Raw genomic sequence first — 18741 nt, 5'->3', positions numbered from 1 at the left:
GGCTGACTTTAGTCAACCCCGCTACGCTTGAAACTTCCAGAATCACCCTTATCTATAAGGTCATCTCAGGCAGGTTTCTTCATCAAAGGCGCTGTCCATCGCTCCGACCTGCCCTTACAGGAAGGTATCCCCATGCGAATAGACCGTTTGACCAGCAAGCTTCAATTAGCGATATCCGATGCCCAGTCCCTGGCCGTTGGCTTGGACCACCCTGCCATCGAACCCCTGCACCTGTTGCAGGCGTTGATCGAGCAGCAAGGTGGTTCGATCAAGCCACTGCTCATGCAGGTCGGCTTCGACATCAACAACCTGCGCCAGGCACTGGTAAAAGAACTCGACCAACTGCCGAAAATCCAGAACCCCACCGGCGATGTGAACATGTCGCAGGACTTGGCGCGCCTGCTCAACCAGGCCGACCGCCTGGCCCAGCAGAAGGGCGACCAGTTCATTTCCAGCGAGCTGGTGCTGCTCGCCGCCATGGATGAGAACAGCAAGCTCGGCAAGCTGCTGCTTAGCCAAGGCGTGAGCAAGAAGGCCCTGGAAAACGCCATCAACAACCTGCGCGGCGGCGCGGCGGTGAACGACGCCAATGCCGAAGAGTCACGCCAGGCGCTGGACAAGTACACCGTCGACCTGACCAAGCGTGCTGAAGAGGGCAAGCTGGACCCGGTCATCGGCCGTGACGACGAAATTCGCCGCACCGTGCAGGTGCTGCAGCGCCGTACCAAGAACAACCCCGTGCTGATCGGCGAACCCGGCGTGGGCAAGACTGCCATCGCCGAAGGCCTGGCCCAGCGCATCATCAACGGTGAAGTCCCGGACGGCCTCAAGGGCAAGCGCCTGCTGGCGCTGGACATGGGCGCGCTGATCGCCGGTGCCAAGTACCGCGGTGAGTTCGAAGAGCGCCTCAAGTCGTTGCTCAACGAGCTGTCCAAGCAGGAAGGCCAGATCATCCTGTTCATCGACGAGCTGCACACCATGGTCGGTGCCGGTAAAGGCGAAGGCGCCATGGACGCCGGCAACATGCTCAAGCCGGCGCTGGCCCGTGGTGAACTGCATTGCGTCGGTGCCACCACGCTCAACGAATACCGCCAGTTCATCGAGAAGGACGCCGCCCTGGAGCGGCGCTTCCAGAAGGTACTGGTGGAGGAGCCGAGCGAGGAAGACACCATCGCCATCCTGCGTGGCCTCAAAGAGCGCTATGAAGTGCACCACAAGGTGGCCATCACCGACGGCGCGATCATTGCTGCGGCCAAGCTCAGCCACCGCTACATCACCGACCGCCAGCTGCCGGACAAGGCCATCGACCTGATCGACGAAGCGGCCAGCCGTATCCGCATGGAGATCGACTCCAAGCCGGAAGTACTCGACCGCCTCGACCGTCGCCTGATCCAGCTGAAGGTGGAATCCCAGGCGCTGAAGAAAGAAGAAGACGAAGCAGCCAAGAAGCGCCTGGAGAAGCTGACCGAGGAAATCGAGCGCCTGGAGCGTGAGTATTCCGACCTGGAAGAAATCTGGGCGTCCGAGAAGGCAGAAGTGCAGGGCTCGGCGCAGATCCAGCAAAAGATCGAGCAAGCCCGCCAGGAGCTGGAAGCGGCCCGTCGCAAAGGCGACCTGAACCGCATGGCCGAACTGCAGTACGGGGTTATCCCGGACCTGGAGCGCAGCCTGCAGATGGTCGACCAGCATGGCAAGACCGAAAACCAGCTGCTGCGCAACAAGGTGACCGAGGAAGAGATTGCCGAAGTAGTGTCCAAGTGGACCGGCATCCCGGTGGCCAAGATGCTGGAAGGCGAGCGCGAAAAACTGCTGAAAATGGAAGACCTGCTGCACCAGCGCGTGATCGGCCAGCACGAGGCGGTGACCGCCGTAGCCAACGCCGTACGCCGTTCGCGTGCAGGCCTTTCCGACCCGAACCGGCCAAGTGGTTCGTTCATGTTCCTAGGCCCGACCGGTGTGGGCAAGACCGAGCTGTGCAAGGCCCTTGCCGAATTCCTGTTCGACACCGAAGAGGCCATGGTGCGGATCGACATGTCCGAATTCATGGAGAAACACTCCGTGGCTCGCCTGATCGGCGCCCCGCCAGGCTATGTAGGTTATGAAGAGGGCGGTTACCTGACCGAAGCGGTACGGCGCAAGCCTTACTCGGTGGTGCTGCTGGATGAAGTGGAGAAAGCCCACCCGGATGTGTTCAACGTGCTGCTGCAGGTGCTCGAGGATGGCCGCCTGACCGACAGCCATGGCCGTACGGTGGACTTCCGCAACACGGTGATCGTGATGACCTCCAACCTGGGCTCGGCGCAGATCCAGGAGCTGGCCGGTGATCGCGAAGCGCAGCGTGCGGCAGTGATGGATGCGGTGGGTGCGCACTTCCGTCCGGAGTTCGTCAACCGGATCGACGAAGTGGTGGTGTTCGAGCCCTTGGGCCGCGAGCAGATCGCCGGCATCACCGAGATCCAGCTTGGCCGCCTGCGCAGCCGCCTGAGCGAGCGCGAGCTGGCCTTGAGCCTGAGCCCGGAGGCGTTGGACAAGCTGATCGCGGTGGGTTACGACCCGGTGTATGGCGCCCGGCCGCTGAAGCGTGCGATCCAGCGCTGGATCGAGAACCCGCTGGCGCAAATGATCCTGGCCGGCAAATTCATGCCGGGTTCGGCGATCACTGCCAAGGTGCAAGGCGAAGAAATCGTGTTCGCCTGATCCCTTCGCTGCAAAAACTAGCCCCGCACCTGCGGGGCTTTTTTATTGGCCGCAGCGTTTCGGCAGCCAACGTGGAACCCTGTGGGGGGGCGGCTTGCCGGCGGACAGCCCCGGCCAAACCCAGCAAAATCGGGGGCTCGCCAGTATTTTCCATAACTTGCTGAAATTTTTGAAAAAAACGCTTGCACAGAAATTAGAGTGCCCCTAATATACGCCGCGTTGTCAGGCACTAAGCGAATCACCAGCAACATCGGTGACCGCAAAACAACTTAGAAATCAGTAAGTTGAATGAAAAAAAGTGGTTGACAAGCAAAACGAAGAATGTAGAATAGCCGGCCTCAGCAGCGACAACGCGAAAGCGGATAGCCAAAGAGATCGAAGCTAACACAGACTTCGAAGCTGTAAAGATGTACCGAAGTTCAGTTCCGCGATAGCTCAGTCGGTAGAGCAAATGACTGTTAATCATTGGGTCCCTGGTTCGAGTCCAGGTCGCGGAGCCAATCTCGGGGTGTAGCGCAGTCCGGTAGCGCGCCTGCTTTGGGAGCAGGATGTCAGGAGTTCGAATCCCCTCACCCCGACCATTTTCAGGGTCGTTAGCTCAGTTGGTAGAGCAGTTGGCTTTTAACCAATTGGTCGTAGGTTCGAATCCTACACGACCCACCATGTAAAAAGGGCATCTCAACTGAGATGCCCTTTTTCTTTTGTCTCGCGAAAAGTTTTGGCCAGTACCGCCAACCGGAAGCAAAAAAAAGGGCCGCATCAGCGGCCCCCTTTCTACACGATCAGTGCAGCTTCAGTCGCGGCTCAGTGCCCCGCCCAATCTTGCTACCCAGCATCATCATCGCCGTGCGGAAGAACCCGTACAGCGCCATCTGGTGCATGCGATACAGCGACACATAAAACATCCGCGCCAGCCAGCCTTCCAGCTTCACGCTACCCATCAGGTTGCCCATCAGGTTACCCACCGCCGAGAAGCGCGACAGCGACACCAGCGAACCGTAATCCTTGTAGGCATAGGTCGGCAGCGGCTTGTTCTCCAGGCGCGCTTTCAGGCTCTTGGCCAGCATCTCGGCCTGCTGGTGCGCTGCTTGGGCGCGTGGCGGCACGTTGCGGTCGCTGCCCGGTTGCGGGCAGGCTGCACAGTCACCGAAGGCGAAGATGTCATCGTCGCGGGTGGTTTGCAGGGTAGGGCGCACCACCAGCTGGTTGATACGGTTGGTTTCCAGGCCGTCGATATCCTTGAGGAAGCCCGGCGCACGAATACCGGCCGCCCACACCTTGAGGCTGGCCTGGATCACTTCACCGTTGGCGGTCTTCAAGCCATCGGCGGTCACTTCGCTGACGGCAGCGTTGGTCATCACCGTCACGCCGAGCTTTTCCAGGGTCTTGTGTACCGGCACGCTGATGCGCTCTGGCAGCGCCGGCAGCACGCGCGGGCCCGCCTCGATCACGGTGATGTGCATGTCTTTTGGCTGGATACGGTCCAGGCCATAAGCCGCCAGTTCGTGCGCTGCGTGGTGCAGTTCGGCCGCCAGCTCCACACCGGTGGCACCGGCGCCGACGATCGCCACGCTGATCTTCTCGCTGGCCTGGTCACCCGCATGGGCACGCAGGTAGTGGTTGAGCAGTTGCTGGTGGAAACGCTCGGCCTGCTTGCGGGTGTCCAGGAACAGGCAGTGCTGCGCCGCGCCCAGGGTACCGAAGTCGTTGGTGTTGCTGCCCACGGCAATGACCAGGGTGTCATAGCGCAAGGTGCGCGCAGGCACCAGTTCGCGGCCCTCTTCATCAAGGGTGGCGGCCAGCTGGATCTGTTTGCCTTCACGGTCCAGGCCGCTCATGCGCCCCAGCTGGAAGTTGAAGTGGTTCCACTTGGCCTGGGCCACGTAGTTCAGTTCGTCTTCCGAGGAGTTGAGCGAGCCGGCGGCCACTTCGTGCAGCAGCGGCTTCCAGATGTGCGTGAGGTTGGCGTCGACCAGGGTGATCTCGGCCTGCTTGCGCTTGCCGAGGGTTTTACCCAGGCGGGTCGCCAGTTCCAGGCCGCCGGCGCCGCCGCCGACAATCACGATGCGATGAGTCATGGGGATATCTCATAAGGTTTACGGAATTCGTGGCCCCAGGGGCCGGCCGCAAACTGCACGAGGGGAGGGCGAGCGCGAGGCAGCTCATAGCACCAGTCCACTCAACAGGCGGCTGATGAGGCCCAGCCCGATGGTCACGGCCACCACCAGCACAAGGAGCAGCCACGGCCGGAATGGCTTGCGCTCGACTTGGTGCTGAGGGGCTCGCAGATACTCATCGACACGACGCTGATCTTCCGGATTCAGTCGGCTGGTCATGGTGGGCCTCGTCAGGTAGACGTATGTGACTGCCTGAACGCTACAGCGTTCCGGCAAGTACTTGAGACAAATGATAAAGCTTTCTATCCCTGGCGCCGAGTGTACGCCATCGCAAAGACTCTCGGCACTGGATCAAAGACTGATGCCCACGTCGAACACGATGCTGCGCCCCAGGTTGCCGCGCAGAAAGTCCGGTGCATCGGGGTGGGCGAACAGCACGCGGGCAAAGGTCGGCCCTACCAGCGACAGCGACCGCCAACCCTGGCGCAGGTACTCGGTGGGCGGCGGGAAGTGGGTGTTGAGGTCGAGCACTTCACGCTTGAGGCTGGCGAAGGCGATGATGTCCAGCTCGCTCAGGTCCAGCCCGCGTTCGCGATAGTTGTGCGCCTTTTTGCGCAAGGTGGGCGCCAGCCGCGCCAGCAGCTCGGTGGCGGCGATACGCCTGGGCCGCGCCTCGCGCCGCACCAGCTGGGCCAGTGAAAAGGCGCTGCGCCTTCGCTGCAGCTCTTCGCGCCACTCATCATTGAGCCGGCGGCCTTCGTCGAGCACAAAAAACACCTCGAACGACGCATCGCGGAACAGCACGTCGGGCGGCTCCTGGCCGGCCGGGGTGAAATCTTCACTGCGATAGGGGATATTCAGCCCCTGCAGCAGGCGCTGGCATACCCAACGCTCCCGCTCCCATTTGCGAGCATTGGAGAGAAAGGCATTGGCTTGTTCGGCCTGGATGGTGAGCAGGCGCAGGTAGTCTGAGTCATCCATGCTCACAGCTTAGACGCTAAACCATGACGATAAGATGCTGTTTTTGAATGGGTGTAGACTCAGGTATGTCCACAGTCTCGACAGGGGCATTCGTCAAGTGATCAGCGCGCAAGTCTTGTCCAGCACCAGCCTTACGCTCGGTTGGGTAGGGTTCGTCCCTTTGCTGCTGTGGGCGGCCAGCCGCACTCGCTGGCTGGAACTGTTCGCCGACAGCCGCCGGCAGCACCTGCTGTTCGGTACGGTGTTCTGCCTGTTTGCACTCTGGCTGGTCCGGCGCGACTTCGACACCGGTGTGTCGTACCACTTCATCGGCATGACCGCCGTGACGTTGTTGCTGGACTGGCCGCTGGCGGTGCTTGGCGGGTTTCTGGCCCAGCTCGGCTTGTTGGCGCTGGGGCGCCAGGACCTGGCAGCGCTTGGTATCAACGGCCTGCTGCTGATCGGCCTGCCGGTGCTGATCACTGAGGTGTGCGCCATCCTGGTCGAGCGGGCACAGCCGCGTAACCTCTTCGTTTATATCTTCTGCTCGGGGTTCTTTCCCGCAGCACTGACCGTGCTGGTGTGCCTGCTGGCCGGGTTGGGGCTGCTGTGGCTGGACGGGCGTTTCGCCATGCCGGAGTGGCTCAGCGACTTTGTCGGCTACCTGTGGCTGATGATGTTCCCGGAGGCGTTCATCAACGGCATGGTGGTCAGTGCGCTGGTGGTGTTCTGCCCGGAGTGGCTGGAGACATTCAACCGCACGCGGTACCTGCAGGCACCGTGGAAGGACGAGTAGCAGCGGCCTTGTGTCGCGAAAGGGCCGCAGAGCGGCCCCAGCAATTGTTGCATCAATACCGAAACATCGAGGGCCGCTGCGCAGCCCTTTCGCGACACAAGGCCGCTCAGGTCCCGGTGCGGCGCCTTAGTGCCGCGGCTCCAGGTCCCCCGAATACAACTCATCCTCGGACTCTTGCGACCCCGCAATCTTGTGCTCCTCAGCCGCCCAGGCGCCCAGGTCGATCAACTTGCAACGGTCAGAGCAGAACGGCCGGAACGCGTTCTTCGCGTCCCATTCCACAGGTGCGCCACAGGTAGGGCAATCGACGGTCAATGGCTGGCTCATGGCTGGCCTCCTCTTAAAGTCAGGTAAAAGTGGTGCAGATGGTCGATCTGCGCATGCAGCGCGGCAAGGTCACTGTCGTTGACCACCACATCATCGGCATGGCGCAAGCGCTCTTCGCGGGCCAACTGAGCCTTGAGGATGGCTTGCACCTGCTCGGGGCTGGTGTTGTCCCGCTGCAAGGTGCGCGCAACCTGCAGGGCTTGCGGTGCATCGATCACCAGCACACGCTGGGTTTTCTGGTACTGGCCAGACTCGATCAGCAGCGGCGACACATACACCGCATACGGCGACTCAGCCTTGGCCAGGTAGCTGAAAATCTCCTGCCCGATCAGTGGGTGCAGCAGCTGCTCAAGCCATTTGCGCTGGGCCGGGTCGGCGAAGATCAACTGGCGCAATGCTGTGCGATCGAGCTGGCCGTCCTCCAGCAGCACGCCCGGGCCAAAGCGCTCGACAATGCTGGCCAAGGCCGGGCGGCCGGGCTCCACGACCCAACGCGCGGCCTGGTCGGCATCGACCAGGTGCACACCAAGCTCGACGAAGCGCTCGGCGGCGGCGCTTTTGCCGCTGCCAATGCCGCCGGTGAGGCCGAGAATCCAGGGGGTGAACGGCGCAGTGGTCATCAGAATCCAAGCAGTTGCAGGTATGAGGCGTATATTTCATCACCCCAGAGCACGGCAATCCACCCCGCAATGGCCAGATAAGGACCAAAAGGTATTGCCGTACCCATCGAATGGCTGCGCAGGCGCAACATGCACAGCCCCACCACCGCCCCGACCAGCGACGACAGCATCAAGGTCAGCGGCACTACCTGCCAGCCGCCCCAGGCCCCGATCAGCGCCAGCAGCTTGAAGTCGCCGTAACCCATGCCTTCCTTGCCGGTGATCAGCTTGAACAGCCAATACACTGTCCACAGGCTGAGATAACCGGCCACCGCGCCCCAGATGGCGTCGGACAATGGCACCACGGTATCGAAAACATTGACGATCAGCCCCAGCCACAGCATTGGCAGCACCAGCACATCCGGCAGGATCTGCTTGTCGTGGTCGATAAGGCTCAGCGCCAGCAGGCTCCAGGTAAAGGCCAGCAAGGCCAGTGCCTCCATCCCGGCACCGGAGTGCCAGGCCACCGTCAGCGACAGCAAGGCGCAGGCAAGCTCCACCAGCGGGTAGCGTGAGCCGATAGGCTGTTTGCACGCAGAGCAGCGCCCGCGCAAGGCCAGGTAACTGAGCACCGGAATATTCTCCCAGGCACGGATCGCATGCCCACAGTGCGGGCAACGTGAAGCGGGCAGGCACAGGTCGAAGCGCTCATGCTCATCGGTCGGCAGCCCCAGCGCCTCCTGCGCTTCACGCTGCCATTGGCGCTCCAGCATGATCGGCAGCCGATACGCCACCACATTGATGAAGCTGCCGACCAACAGGCCAAGCACGGTCGCCAGGGTGAAGAAATACGCCGGCTGTTCGGCCAGTAAAGTCCATAAAGTCATGTTCAGATCAAACTACCCAACTGGAAGATCGGCAGGTACATCGCCACCACCAGGCCACCGACCAGCAGGCCCAGGACCAGCACGATGGCTGGCTCCAGCAGGCTGGTCAACTGGTCCAGCGCCTGGCTGACCTGTTCCTCGTAAAGGCTGGCGGCTTTTTCCAGCATCTGGTCCAGGGTGCCGCTTGATTCACCGATGGCCGTCAGCTGCACCAGCAGCGGCGGGAACAACGGCTCAGCCGCCATCGCCTGATGCAGCCCTTGCCCATTGGCCATGCCCTGGCGCAGCCGCAAAATGGCCCGCTCGTGCAGCTCGCCCCCACAGGCCCTGGCCACGGTGCCCAGCCCATCCAGCAGCGGTACCCCAGCGGCATACGCCGTAGCCAGGCTGCGTGCAAAACGGGCGAGCGCCGCTTGCCCCAGCAGCCGACCGAACACCGGCAGGCGCAGTACCTGGCAAGATATCCACAGGCGTGCTGGCGCATGCTGCCGATACAGCTGGCGCATACCCAATGCCACCACAAGCAGGGTTATCAACAGCAGCGGCCCATGGCGGCCCAGCCCTGTGGACAAGCCGATGACCCATTGCGTGAACGCCGGCAGCGCAGCATCAAAGCCGGCAAACAGACTTTCAAAGCGCGGAATCACTTCCAGCAACAGCACCGCCGACACGCCCAGGCCGGTGAGCAACAGCAGCAGCGGATACAGCATCGCTTTGCGCACCCGTTTGAGCAGTGCCTGGCGCTGCTCCAGCATGCCCGCCAGTTGCTCAAGCTGCCGGTCGAGGGTCCCGGATTGCTCGCCCACGCGTACCAGGTTGCAGTAAAGCCCGTCGAACCACTGCGGGTGGCGCTGCAACGCATCCGCCAGCCCCAACCCCGCCGCCACATCCTGTTTCAAACGTTCCAGCAACGCCGCCTGCCCCGCGCTGCACCCACTGCGGCCCATCACCTGGAAGGCATGTAGCAGCGGTACACCTGCCCTCAGCAACGTTGCCAACTGCCGGCTGAAACCCGCCGGGTCGCTCTTTGCCCGACGTGCAGGCCAGCGCCATACCAGCCCGCCCGCGGGCCGCAAACTAGCCACGCGAATGCCCTGGCGCTGCAGCCCGGCCCGCACATAGGCCGGGCTGCGCCCAGCCATCTGCCCGCGCACTTCTGCGCCATTGGCATCGATGCCCTGCCAGGCGTAGAGCTGTGTTGAATGGTTCATGCAAATGTCCTTTTCTGCCCGTGTGACAAGCCTGGAAACAGCTTGTCGTGTCCATGAAGGGGCGCGCATTGGCGATGCTCACTAGAGTAGTTCAGCGAAGATGACGCCCCGGCCGGCAGGGGTGACAAAAGGTGTCTGTTCAGGCCTACTGCGCCGCTGCCAGCCGGGGTCGAGCCTGACCTCAACGAACACGCGTATCAAAAAGGAAACCGTTCATGAAAGGGCAACGCGGTATCACCCTGATCGAACTGATGATCGTCGTCGCGATCATCGGCATCCTGGCGACCATCGCCATCCCGATGTACACCAACCACCAGTCACGCACCAAGGCGGCTGCCGGTTTGCTGGAGATCAGCGCGCTGAAGACAGCGATGGACCTGCGCTTGAATGAAGGGAAGGATGTGGGCGATGTAGCTGCACTGGGCGGCCAGCCCGCGACCGCGCATTGCGCGATCACCGCTGCCGGCAAGGCTGCCGACGGCAGCGGGAGCATCGTCTGCACCCTGGTGGACGCGCCGGCCAATGTGGTGGGCAAGGCCCTCACCCTGACGCGCTCGGCTACCGGCTGGCGCTGCACCACCAACATCGAGGAAGACCTGGCGCCCAGTGGCTGCAAAGGGGCCTAAAGGCAGGGGAATAAGTCAGCGGAAACAGGCGTTTGCGTAACGGCTGCGGCAGTGGTACGTTGCGCTACACGCCGGTGTAGCTCAGTCGGTAGAGCAGCGCACTCGTAACGCGAAGGTCGCAGGTTCGATTCCTGTCTCCGGCACCACATCCAGCTCCACTGCATTCCACTGAATGCTTTGGAAGCGCTCTAAACCGGCCTTATGGCCGGTTTTTCGTTTCCACGACCCTCCGTCGGGAACCAACAAAATCCCCAATAACCGGGGGTATTTTTGGGGTACAGCGTCTTTCCTGAATGGAGAACGTATCCCTATGCCACGTCTAGCCATTCCGCTCAGCGACCTCAAGTGCCGCACGGCCAAACCGCGTGATCGCGCCTATAAATTGTTCGACGGCGGGGGCATGTACCTGTACGTCACGCCCTGTGGCTCGAAGACTTGGCGGCTGCGGTATTTCAAACCCAACGGCAAGGAAGGCACGCTGATCATCGGCAGTACCCCATCGTTTCGTTGGCCGTCGCGAGGACCAAGCGTGATGAGGCCAAGGCCTTGTTGCTCGATAACCTTGATCCGATGGAAGAAAAGCAGAAGGCCAAAATCGCTGCTCAGCGTGCGAGCCTACTCTTTGAAACCGTTGCCCTGGAGTGGCACGTCGAAATGTCTCGGCGCTGGACCGAGGGCCACGCCAAGACGGTGCTGAGCAGGTTACGCACCCATGTGTTTCCACTGATTGGCCAGCGGCCGATTGCTGAGCTCGACACCCACGATCTCCTTGAGGTCACCCAGCGAATCAAGGATCGCGGCACCATGGATGTTGCGCTGCGTGTGCAGAACTATCTATCCACGATCATGCGGGGTGCGAAGCGGGCGCGGCAGATCACTCAGAATCCGGCGCTCGATCTCGCCGGCTCGATTCAAGCGCCGCGCACCGTGCACCGTCCTGCACTCTCGCTAAACCGCCTTCCTGAATTATTGGATCGAATCGACAACTACACTGGTCGCGAGCTGACCCGGCTCGCAGTGCTGCTGACGCTGCATGTGTTCGTGCGCTCCAGCGAACTGCGCTTTGCGCGGTGGGATGAATTCGACCTGCAACGTGCGATGTGGGAGATCCCCGATACCCGCAAGCCGATTGAAGGCGTCCGCTATTCCACGCGCGGGACCAAGATGAGCGGGGACATTCAGATAGTGCCGCTGTCTCCGCAAGTCATCGAGATCCTTGAACAGTTGCGTAGCTTGAATCGCTTCTCTGAATTGGTGTTGCCCGGTGATCACAGGTACTGGAAGCCTTTGTCGGAGAACACGGTTAACCAGGTGCTGCGCAATATGGGGTACGACACCACCAAGGACGTGTGCGGGCATGGTTTCAGGACCATGGCTTGTAGCGCCTTGCTCGAATCAGGGCTGTGGACGGACGCGGCGATTGAGCGGCAGATGAGCCATCAGGAGCGTAACCGCGTGCGCGCCGCGTATATCCACAAGGCCCAATTTCTGGAGCAGCGTCGGTTGATCATGGCGTGGTGGAGTAATTACATCGATGCCAACAGATCGGGCCATGTCACTCCGCATGAGTTTGCCCACCCGGTAGGCGATTACGTCACCGCCTTGCCAAATGGTCATGGCGCATTCAATCGCGGGTGAGCCTGTAAGATCGGCGCTGGCTGCTCTTTCACGCGGGTCCATCCAAACAGGGCTGCAAAGCCGCCCTGTTTGGATGGACCTTACTTTGAATAGCTAAAAGCCAAGACGTTGTCCGGGATTTACCACTCAATTCCATCGGTGGATAACCGCTTTTCACGTCCCAAGTAGCGCTGAGTTTCGACCCTTGACCGGTTTTATCCACAGGCGTAGAACTGGCCGTGCAAGCGCTGTCTATGACAGCACCCCAGGTGACCCGAACCTTCAAGGTCACGCCGCTCCCGCGGTGGTTCTCCCCCAAATGGCGATTCGCGTCCGGCAGCTCGCCCGGTCACCTCCCCGGTGATGGATGCCTACTTCAGATCATGGCCCTTTGTGCGCCTGACAACACCTCGTACTTCGCTGCCCTGCAGCAACCTACCCGCATGGCCATTTCGCGTGCGCCAACCTGCGCCCGTCTCTTTCACTGGAAAGAGACGGGCGCGTCTAACACTGCTGCAGCCCTCATCGCACTTGGCTTTGCGGCTACCCCACTCGTGACAATCGGCGTGACAAACGCCGATGTCACCAGCAACAGCGATGTAGATGATGGTGCCGCAGACCAAGGAATGGACTGCACCTGACTGACAGTCAGGCATGCCCCGGTCATCGCACCGCTGCGTTCTCCCGGCTCAGGATCTCGTGGCACTGGTCTCGTCAGCCAGTGTAGCCTCCACCCGCCCACCGTAACGGTGCTCAGGAGGCCAGATCATGAGATGCCCTTGCTCTTGGTCGTAAGGAGCCGCCAGTCCCGCGTTAGAGGACATCCCCACAGGTCGCAGGGGCCTTGATCCCTGATAACACTCAGCATTCTTGGCGGGATGACGTGGGGAAGACTGAGCCTGGCCCGTGACATTGCTTGGGAAGCGGGCCGGCCGGGACTGAGAGTACGACCGACAACCTAGCTACGGCTGACCACTAGGATAAGAGCGTCCAATCAGCGGGAGACGTTAACGCCGCGTTCAAAAAAACGCGACATACGTTCGCATACCTGCGCCTGTCAGGGCATGACAGAGGACCTTAGCCTAGGCCCCGCTAGAGACTTTTTCCGATCTACGAAAGAATTTCAGCACCGGGAACGCGGATTAGATAGCATTGAGCCATTAGCGTCGGGCTAGCTATGCCTTAGATTGACAATGTTTATCATCAAAGGCGTTGAATCTAAATGTAACACCAAAAATAACCGTCATCAGGGAGAAAGAAATGATATCAGGGAGCCGTTATTTAGAAAGGTTTGAAAATTTAAATATTATCAAGGAATTTGACTCAACAGACCAATCACCGGCACTGATTGAAGCAGAGTTAGAGGGGTTGCCAGTGCTGATCAAGCACTGGGTCCAAGAAAGCCCTGATACTGAGAGAACACTACAAGATATATGGCTTTATGAAGTACGCCAACTTCACCGGCTCAAGGGGTGCCCGGGAGTCGGTGATTTTATCGCCCCAATTGTCGCTTCCAATAGTGATCAGGACGGATTCTACTTGGTTTTAGGTACCGGGGACCGTCGTCCACTCTCACTCCATGTATCTAAAAGTGTAAAAGGGACACTTAGAGTTAGGCCATGGGTGGGTAACTTAAAGAAAAAATCCAACAGGGTTAAGCTATGGCGGAACGTTGATAGAATTTCGCAGGCTCTGCAAATATTACACTCTCAAGGAATTTTGCACCGAAATCTCGATTCCAACTCTATTCTTACCGACATAAGCAGTGAGGAAAATGACTTTCAGTTAACAGGATTCGAATGGTCGATCCGACTACAGCACATGTCTGACGAAAGAGTTATAAATAATTCCCCGGATTACTCCAAAGAGAATATATTCTCATTTCTCACTGACTGGCATGACTTAGGCAGGCTAATTATTGAGATCTTAGATATAAGTATGTCTTCAATATATGACTTAAGTAGGCCAGTAAAAGAGATAATCGAAGAAACAGATTTAATACTTGACGAGATAAATCTTATTCGTGGCTTGACTGGGGTGATAAGAATTGACTCAAGCATTACGTTTGAAGGATTGAGTTATGAGGTAGTTCAGCCAAAGCTAGAATCAATAATAAAAAAACTAGATCAGTTTAGCTCGCCGCAAGTAGAGAGTTTTAGCATTGCATTCCTCCTTACACCTCCTGCAAATAATCCAGGGGCAGGCGCAAAGCGAGTTCCTGTATATTCGGCGATACAAAAAGCATTTTTCGAAGCCCACGGGATACCTATCCCAGCGCACAATGTTTCAGAATTCATAAATTTTATAGAAAATGATTTGCGCGATATCTCCATTCTTTCTATATACAAGACAGATAAAGATGCAGAGGAAATTATACTTTTAGGATCAACCCTAACATACGTGTTGACGAAAAATAAAAGGAATACTGTTGACGCAGACGGATCGTGGGATTATGCATTCTGTACTCAAGCTTATCTTACCCCGCCGCGTAAAGTCGATGGCACAAACCCGACAACAATAATTAATTCAAAAATTTCGTGTTTCACACACAATGACCGGACTGGCCTAGCCTCCCAGAATTCCAAATCATGGCATAGTGTCATTGATGAATTGCGCAAAAATAGAACAGTTGATGAGAAGTCAACTAAACTTCTTCTCGGATTTGCTGCATATCACTTGGCAGAAATAGCATATGCCAAGTCAGAAATTTATCCCGTAGAAATAATTACCTACTCTCCAGACGTAGAGGATCCTGGACAAAACATTGTGCGACTTAAAAGTAGGTCTGACACTGTCGCTGATGACATTTCTGGAATGCTGAAGGTGAATAGCCCGGCAAAAAGATTTAAAGAACTTTTGCTCGGGGAAAAAGTATCAGAGCCAAGTTGGAATCTAGTAAGCAATATTAATTTCTCCGAAGACGATCAAGAAGTTGTGCTCACATTCCTGCAGCACCAAGAAATATCAGGAGAGAGCATATTTGAGTTTCAGGCAAGTAATCCAGACCCGCTATATCAGTACTGCTACTTAGTCCCGGCATCTGCACAAGGTACTACTAAGCAGTTAAGTAGAAGAGCATTTGCAATCGATGCGCTTAGTGAGCATGCAGAGCTAGCAAAGATGCTTGAATATCCGCACCTAGAATGCATGGATTCGCACGAGACTGCTGTTGCCAATTCTGCATTTGAGCAATTAGATACGTCAAAGCAGGATGTCTTTAGAAAAATTCAAAGCACTTTGCCTCTATATCTGGTTCAAGGTCCTCCCGGAGTTGGGAAAACTCACTTAGTCACTGCATTAGTTAGGCAGGTATTTGAAACGGAGCCTAGCTCTAGGTTACTACTTACAGCTCAGAGTCATTCTACAGTTCAACACCTCTATCAAGAGGTTAAAAACTCCCTGGCGTCTCAAGGAAAAACATCTCCTCTGATAGTTAGCTGTATAAAAGACGCATCAGGCGATGATGAGAAGGACGCACTAACGCAGCTAGATGATTTAGCGCGAGATTATCTGATAGGCCTAAAAAACAGTGATTCCTTCAGAGATGCCCCGGCAAACATTACGAAAGACAAAATTCTAGATCTCTGTAGAGATGGCAATAGGGCCTTGAGATTTTCTTTCATGGGGCAGTTATTGAGATCGGCGAATTTAGTTTTCACAACTACCAACTCTAGGCAGATAGAGGATCTCATTAAAACTCGGTCCCAGTTTGATTGGAGTATTATGGAAGAGACCGGAAAGGTCACGGGCATTGAACTGTTAAGTCCTCTACTTCTGTCGTATCGAAGATTGATGATTGGAGATCATAAGCAACTCCCCCCTTATGCGACTGAACAAATGCGCCAGACCTTGAGAGACCCGGAACGACTCAGAGGCGCACTAGAAATGTCTACTGAAATTTATAATAGCCAAATCAAAGGTGAATTCATTAAGGAGATGTTCACATCTGAAAAGATAAGAGAGATTTCATCTGAACTCCTAAGTGAAATAAGCTCTGAAGCGCTCCGTCTGCACTTACTTTTCGAATCACTCATTGATGAAGAAGTATCCGTCGCAAAAAAATCACTTGAATATTATGGTTCAAATGAATTTCACCGACCAATTGCAAGCATGCTGTCTATTCAGCACAGAATGCACCCAGATATTGCAGATTTAATCTCGTCCACGTTTTATGATAAAAAACTCACGACCTACGATAGAAAAAAGGTTGAGTACTTATCGAATCCTAGACCATTTTACTTTGAAGGCGGTTGCAAAGTAACCGCTAGACTAAACAGTGCTGCGATAGTTTGGATTGAGACCCCGGACACTCAAGCCAATCGAGGAGTGAAGTCGAAAGAAGAGAAGCCTACGTGGAATAATACGCTTGAGCGAAAAGTTCTGATTAAGGCACTAGCTCGGCTTCGAGCTGTACCGAGTGATAAGCAGCCAAAGTTAGCGATATTATCCCCGTATGCGGTCCAGGTCAGATACCTGGAAAGGGATCTAGAACGAGCAGAGCTTGATCTCAAAAACTTACAGAAATTCTCCAAGCCTGACGACTCAGCTACTTTTTGCAAAACTGTTGACAGTTTTCAGGGGGCGGAAGCCGATATTGTCGCCATATCCCTAGTTCGAAACAATAGCGAGTCATACTCTTTTGGCGCATTGGGGTTCCTGCTAGACAGCCGAAGAATGAATGTGCTTCTTAGCAGAGCTAAATATCAAATGGTAATAGTAGGGTCTTATGAGTTCATGTCTTGCTGGGCGCAAAAAATAAGAAATGAAGAAATTCGCAAGGGCAATACTAACAATGAGTTCCTTGTTAAGCTAGTGGATGAAATTGAAAGCCTCAAGAATGCTGGAAAAATTGCAACCATACAGTACGAGCAAATTTTGAGCCTGAGCAAAATTTCGTAGGAGCGTTCAATGGAAGACAAACAGATCAACTCAACTATATTTGTTAAGGTTCCATTTGGTTATGGGGTTCATAAATTCAAAATTATGAAACGCATAAACTGGGGAGCTGTCGATCATTTGATACTACAAACCATTGCCTCAGGCCCAACTACACCTGATGAACTCTCTAGGCAAACCAGCCTTCCTAAGCAGTTGGTAATAGAAATCTTGATCCCTCTGATGCAAGCAGGATGGATAGAGATATCTCATATGAATGGGAGATATCTATTTAAAATCACTCATCGCGGCTTGGCTGTATCAACAGAGGCTGATCTGCCCGTGAACAAAGAACCAATACTTAGGATCAGAAGCTTCTTGGTCGACCCATTGACTCAACAGTGTTACCGTATCGACAAAAAAAAGAAGCAATCATTCCTGATTTATCCAGCGACGAAGGTGCATAGAGTAATTGCACAATACGGCATATATGCGACCGAGATGCGAGTTAAAGAGCCTGCCTATGATCCAGATATTTCTGAGATTTACTCTTGCGTTGCGCACGACGATGAAGAGATAAGTGGATTTGAAAGTAATGCCGTAAAACCACATTATAACGAATCATTACGCTATATTGTTGCGCGGGTTGACTCTGAGAATAAAGTGCAAGGCGTTCCGGATATTTCTGAAGAACTTCGTTTGGAAATAATAAGCGCTGCTATAAAGAGGCGTGAACAGATTCGCCTGCTAGGTTCCACTCCAACAAAAGGTTCACAACTTCCATCTTACGAAATTTCTCCTCATGAGAAATCATTTCAACCTACTATAGTTGATTCTAGCTGTGTAGACGTTCTGGCCACCCCAGAAGAGCATCGAGAGCATTTTTCTTCAGAAATAAAAAATGCGCACTCCAGATTGGTCATTCATTCAACCTTCCTCAATCCAAGCTGCATTGATATAATTCTTGAGGAGTTGATAAGTGCGGCGAGGCGTTCTGTGCAGATAGACATACTATGGGGACAGTGCCCGCCGGATGTAGAGGATAAGCTCTCGGACTACAAGCGAGTTCTCGAATCAATAGAGTCTTTCCAAAATCATATTGACTCGCAAGGTCTCTCCACGCAGCTTAAATTTCATCGTGAGCCTACCAACTCGCATTCAAAATTCTTGATTAGCGATCGAGAAAGTGGCGAGTGGCACACTACGTTCGGGTCTTGCAACTGGCTATCCTCTAATTTTAATAGAGTTGAAGCATCTGTTCGAGTTATAGATAAAAGTTTCGCCTCTATTGCCTTTAATATTGCATCTGCTCTTGCTATGGGGCGCCGTGGTCTCGCAAACAATTTAAGCAAGGACTTGGCCGTTCATGCCGCAAGATTAGCATCCTGTTTGGAGGTTGAGAGAAAGACCTCAATAGAGGACTCGGTGTCGGTGCGGATAATTACGGCTCCAGAGCATCACACATTGGCTAAATGTGCTTGCGATGAAGCTGAAAGAGAAATATTCATTTGTAGCCATCGAGTTAGCTACGCTGGCGACAGACCGATATTCACACCCTTGAAGTCCTCGATCAAAGCTGTTCCTTTAATTAAAATAAAAATTGCATTCGGCAGATCAAGCGGAGAAATGAAAAATCCGGAGGCCAGACTACTTAAAGAAGAGCTAGAGGGCCATGGATTTAACGTAATCAAAGCGGACGACCCTCAAATACACGCAAAGTTTCTAACCTGGGATGATGAGAATTTAATCATCACCAGTTTAAACTGGCTTTCAGCGTCTTCCAAAGGTGATTACATGGGGGAGTTAGGTGTGCACGTTGTGGGTGGAGATTTTTCAAAGAAAATCAAGAAATCTTTTAATGATTTCTATGGGTAAGTTACTTGTTGCTCAGGTGGCTGCGTATACTATATGGTCATGCACTCTATAGCACTTTACCCGCTAAACCGCTAATCTATCACGCATACGGACGTTGATATATTCACCATAGGAAAGGCCTCATTATCAAATGGGCCTTTTTTATTTATAACAT

12 protein-coding genes, 4 tRNA genes and 1 pseudogene are annotated in these 18741 nt (G+C 55.4%); 10 read left to right on the top strand and 7 right to left on the bottom strand.

Features of this window, described 5'->3' with window-relative positions:
• Positions 1-132 precede the first annotated feature (132 nt).
• The 4 genes from clpB to JOE27_RS13230 all read left to right on the top strand — a co-directional run bounded on the left by clpB (position 133) and on the right by JOE27_RS13230 (position 3360).
• Positions 133-2697, top strand: coding sequence for an ATP-dependent chaperone ClpB (clpB, locus tag JOE27_RS13245; RefSeq protein ID WP_204918949.1), 2565 nt, complete (start codon positions 133-135; stop codon positions 2695-2697).
• A gap of 424 nt (positions 2698-3121) precedes the next feature.
• Positions 3122-3197, top strand: a tRNA-Asn gene (locus tag JOE27_RS13240).
• Positions 3198-3201: 4 nt separating this feature from the next.
• Positions 3202-3278 (top strand) — tRNA-Pro (locus JOE27_RS13235).
• A gap of 6 nt (positions 3279-3284) precedes the next feature.
• Positions 3285-3360, top strand: a tRNA-Lys gene (locus JOE27_RS13230).
• A 119-nt stretch (positions 3361-3479) separates the two neighbouring features.
• On the opposite strand, the gene JOE27_RS13225 is transcribed toward JOE27_RS13230, so the two are convergent.
• The 3 genes from JOE27_RS13225 to JOE27_RS13215 form a co-directional block, all read right to left on the bottom strand.
• Complete coding sequence (locus JOE27_RS13225) at positions 3480-4775, bottom strand: NAD(P)/FAD-dependent oxidoreductase (protein ID WP_012316345.1); 1296 nt, start codon at positions 4773-4775, stop codon at positions 3480-3482.
• 84 nt (positions 4776-4859) lie between these two features.
• Positions 4860-5033 carry a DUF3094 domain-containing protein gene (locus tag JOE27_RS13220; protein ID WP_012316344.1) on the bottom strand — a complete coding sequence of 58 codons (174 nt, stop codon included), beginning with the start codon at positions 5031-5033 and terminating at the stop codon, positions 4860-4862.
• A 132-nt stretch (positions 5034-5165) separates the two neighbouring features.
• Positions 5166-5795 carry a DUF1780 domain-containing protein gene (locus JOE27_RS13215; protein ID WP_012316343.1) on the bottom strand — a complete coding sequence of 210 codons (630 nt, stop codon included), beginning with the start codon at positions 5793-5795 and terminating at the stop codon, positions 5166-5168.
• Positions 5796-5829: 34 nt separating this feature from the next.
• Here JOE27_RS13215 and JOE27_RS13210 point away from each other — a divergent pair, with 34 nt between their 5' ends.
• A complete protein-coding gene (locus JOE27_RS13210) occupies positions 5830-6570 on the top strand; it encodes an energy-coupling factor ABC transporter permease (RefSeq protein WP_052326222.1) in 741 nt (246 codons plus the stop codon).
• Positions 6571-6696: 126 nt separating this feature from the next.
• Here the strand turns inward: JOE27_RS13210 and yacG are convergent, their stop codons facing one another.
• Genes yacG through JOE27_RS13190 form a run of 4 tightly spaced genes read right to left on the bottom strand, consistent with a single transcriptional unit; the run spans position 6697 to position 9594 of the window.
• Complete coding sequence (yacG, locus tag JOE27_RS13205) at positions 6697-6897, bottom strand: DNA gyrase inhibitor YacG (RefSeq protein WP_012316341.1); 201 nt, start codon at positions 6895-6897, stop codon at positions 6697-6699.
• Positions 6894-7517 (bottom strand): dephospho-CoA kinase, encoded by a 624-nt coding sequence (gene coaE, locus JOE27_RS13200; protein ID WP_012316340.1) that lies wholly within the window; start codon positions 7515-7517, stop codon positions 6894-6896. Before coaE ends, yacG begins: the two co-directional genes overlap by 4 nt.
• Positions 7517-8383: an A24 family peptidase gene (locus tag JOE27_RS13195; protein ID WP_204918946.1), complete on the bottom strand. Its 867-nt coding sequence runs from the start codon at positions 8381-8383 to the stop codon at positions 7517-7519. The genes coaE and JOE27_RS13195 overlap by 1 nt, the downstream gene beginning before the upstream one ends.
• A gap of 2 nt (positions 8384-8385) precedes the next feature.
• The gene (locus JOE27_RS13190) at positions 8386-9594 is read right to left on the bottom strand and encodes a type II secretion system F family protein (RefSeq protein WP_204918944.1); all 1209 of its coding nucleotides are present in this window, start codon (positions 9592-9594) and stop codon (positions 8386-8388) included.
• Between the two features lie 215 nt (positions 9595-9809).
• Between JOE27_RS13190 and JOE27_RS13185 the strand changes: the two genes are divergently transcribed.
• The 5 genes and pseudogenes from JOE27_RS13185 (at position 9810) to JOE27_RS13165 (ending at position 18587) form a co-directional block, all read left to right on the top strand.
• The gene (locus tag JOE27_RS13185) at positions 9810-10220 is read left to right on the top strand and encodes a pilin (RefSeq protein WP_204918942.1); all 411 of its coding nucleotides are present in this window, start codon (positions 9810-9812) and stop codon (positions 10218-10220) included.
• Between the two features lie 70 nt (positions 10221-10290).
• Positions 10291-10366: transfer RNA gene (locus tag JOE27_RS13180), tRNA-Thr, on the top strand.
• A gap of 164 nt (positions 10367-10530) precedes the next feature.
• Positions 10531-11858, top strand: a pseudogene (locus JOE27_RS13175) (integrase arm-type DNA-binding domain-containing protein).
• 1239 nt (positions 11859-13097) lie between these two features.
• Positions 13098-16736 (top strand): AAA domain-containing protein, encoded by a 3639-nt coding sequence (locus tag JOE27_RS13170; RefSeq protein ID WP_204918940.1) that lies wholly within the window; start codon positions 13098-13100, stop codon positions 16734-16736.
• Between the two features lie 9 nt (positions 16737-16745).
• Positions 16746-18587, top strand: coding sequence for a phospholipase D-like domain-containing protein (locus tag JOE27_RS13165; RefSeq protein ID WP_204918937.1), 1842 nt, complete (start codon positions 16746-16748; stop codon positions 18585-18587).
• Positions 18588-18741 lie beyond the last annotated feature (154 nt).

Source organism: Pseudomonas sp. M5 (assembly GCF_016907075.1).
GTDB classification, from domain to species: domain Bacteria; phylum Pseudomonadota; class Gammaproteobacteria; order Pseudomonadales; family Pseudomonadaceae; genus Aquipseudomonas; species Aquipseudomonas putida_E.
The sequence above is the reverse complement of the archived record's forward strand: the minus strand, read 5'-3'. Positions and strand labels throughout refer to the sequence as shown.

Bases quoted from the DNA above. Each gene is read 5' to 3' on its own strand.
- JOE27_RS13185 (WP_204918942.1), top strand. From the start codon at position 9,810: ATGAAAGGGCAACGCGGTATCACCCTGATCGAACTGATGATCGTCGTC.
- JOE27_RS13210 (WP_052326222.1), top strand. From the start codon at position 5,830: ATGCTGTTTTTGAATGGGTGTAGACTCAGGTATGTCCACAGTCTCGAC.
- JOE27_RS13190 (WP_204918944.1), bottom strand. From the start codon at position 9,594: ATGAACCATTCAACACAGCTCTACGCCTGGCAGGGCATCGATGCCAAT.
- JOE27_RS13220 (WP_012316344.1), bottom strand. From the start codon at position 5,033: ATGACCAGCCGACTGAATCCGGAAGATCAGCGTCGTGTCGATGAGTAT.
- clpB (WP_204918949.1), top strand. From the start codon at position 133: ATGCGAATAGACCGTTTGACCAGCAAGCTTCAATTAGCGATATCCGAT.
- JOE27_RS13215 (WP_012316343.1), bottom strand. From the start codon at position 5,795: ATGGATGACTCAGACTACCTGCGCCTGCTCACCATCCAGGCCGAACAA.
- coaE (WP_012316340.1), bottom strand. From the start codon at position 7,517: ATGACCACTGCGCCGTTCACCCCCTGGATTCTCGGCCTCACCGGCGGC.
- JOE27_RS13195 (WP_204918946.1), bottom strand. From the start codon at position 8,383: ATGACTTTATGGACTTTACTGGCCGAACAGCCGGCGTATTTCTTCACC.
- JOE27_RS13170 (WP_204918940.1), top strand. From the start codon at position 13,098: ATGATATCAGGGAGCCGTTATTTAGAAAGGTTTGAAAATTTAAATATT.
- JOE27_RS13165 (WP_204918937.1), top strand. From the start codon at position 16,746: ATGGAAGACAAACAGATCAACTCAACTATATTTGTTAAGGTTCCATTT.
- JOE27_RS13225 (WP_012316345.1), bottom strand. From the start codon at position 4,775: ATGACTCATCGCATCGTGATTGTCGGCGGCGGCGCCGGCGGCCTGGAA.
- yacG (WP_012316341.1), bottom strand. From the start codon at position 6,897: ATGAGCCAGCCATTGACCGTCGATTGCCCTACCTGTGGCGCACCTGTG.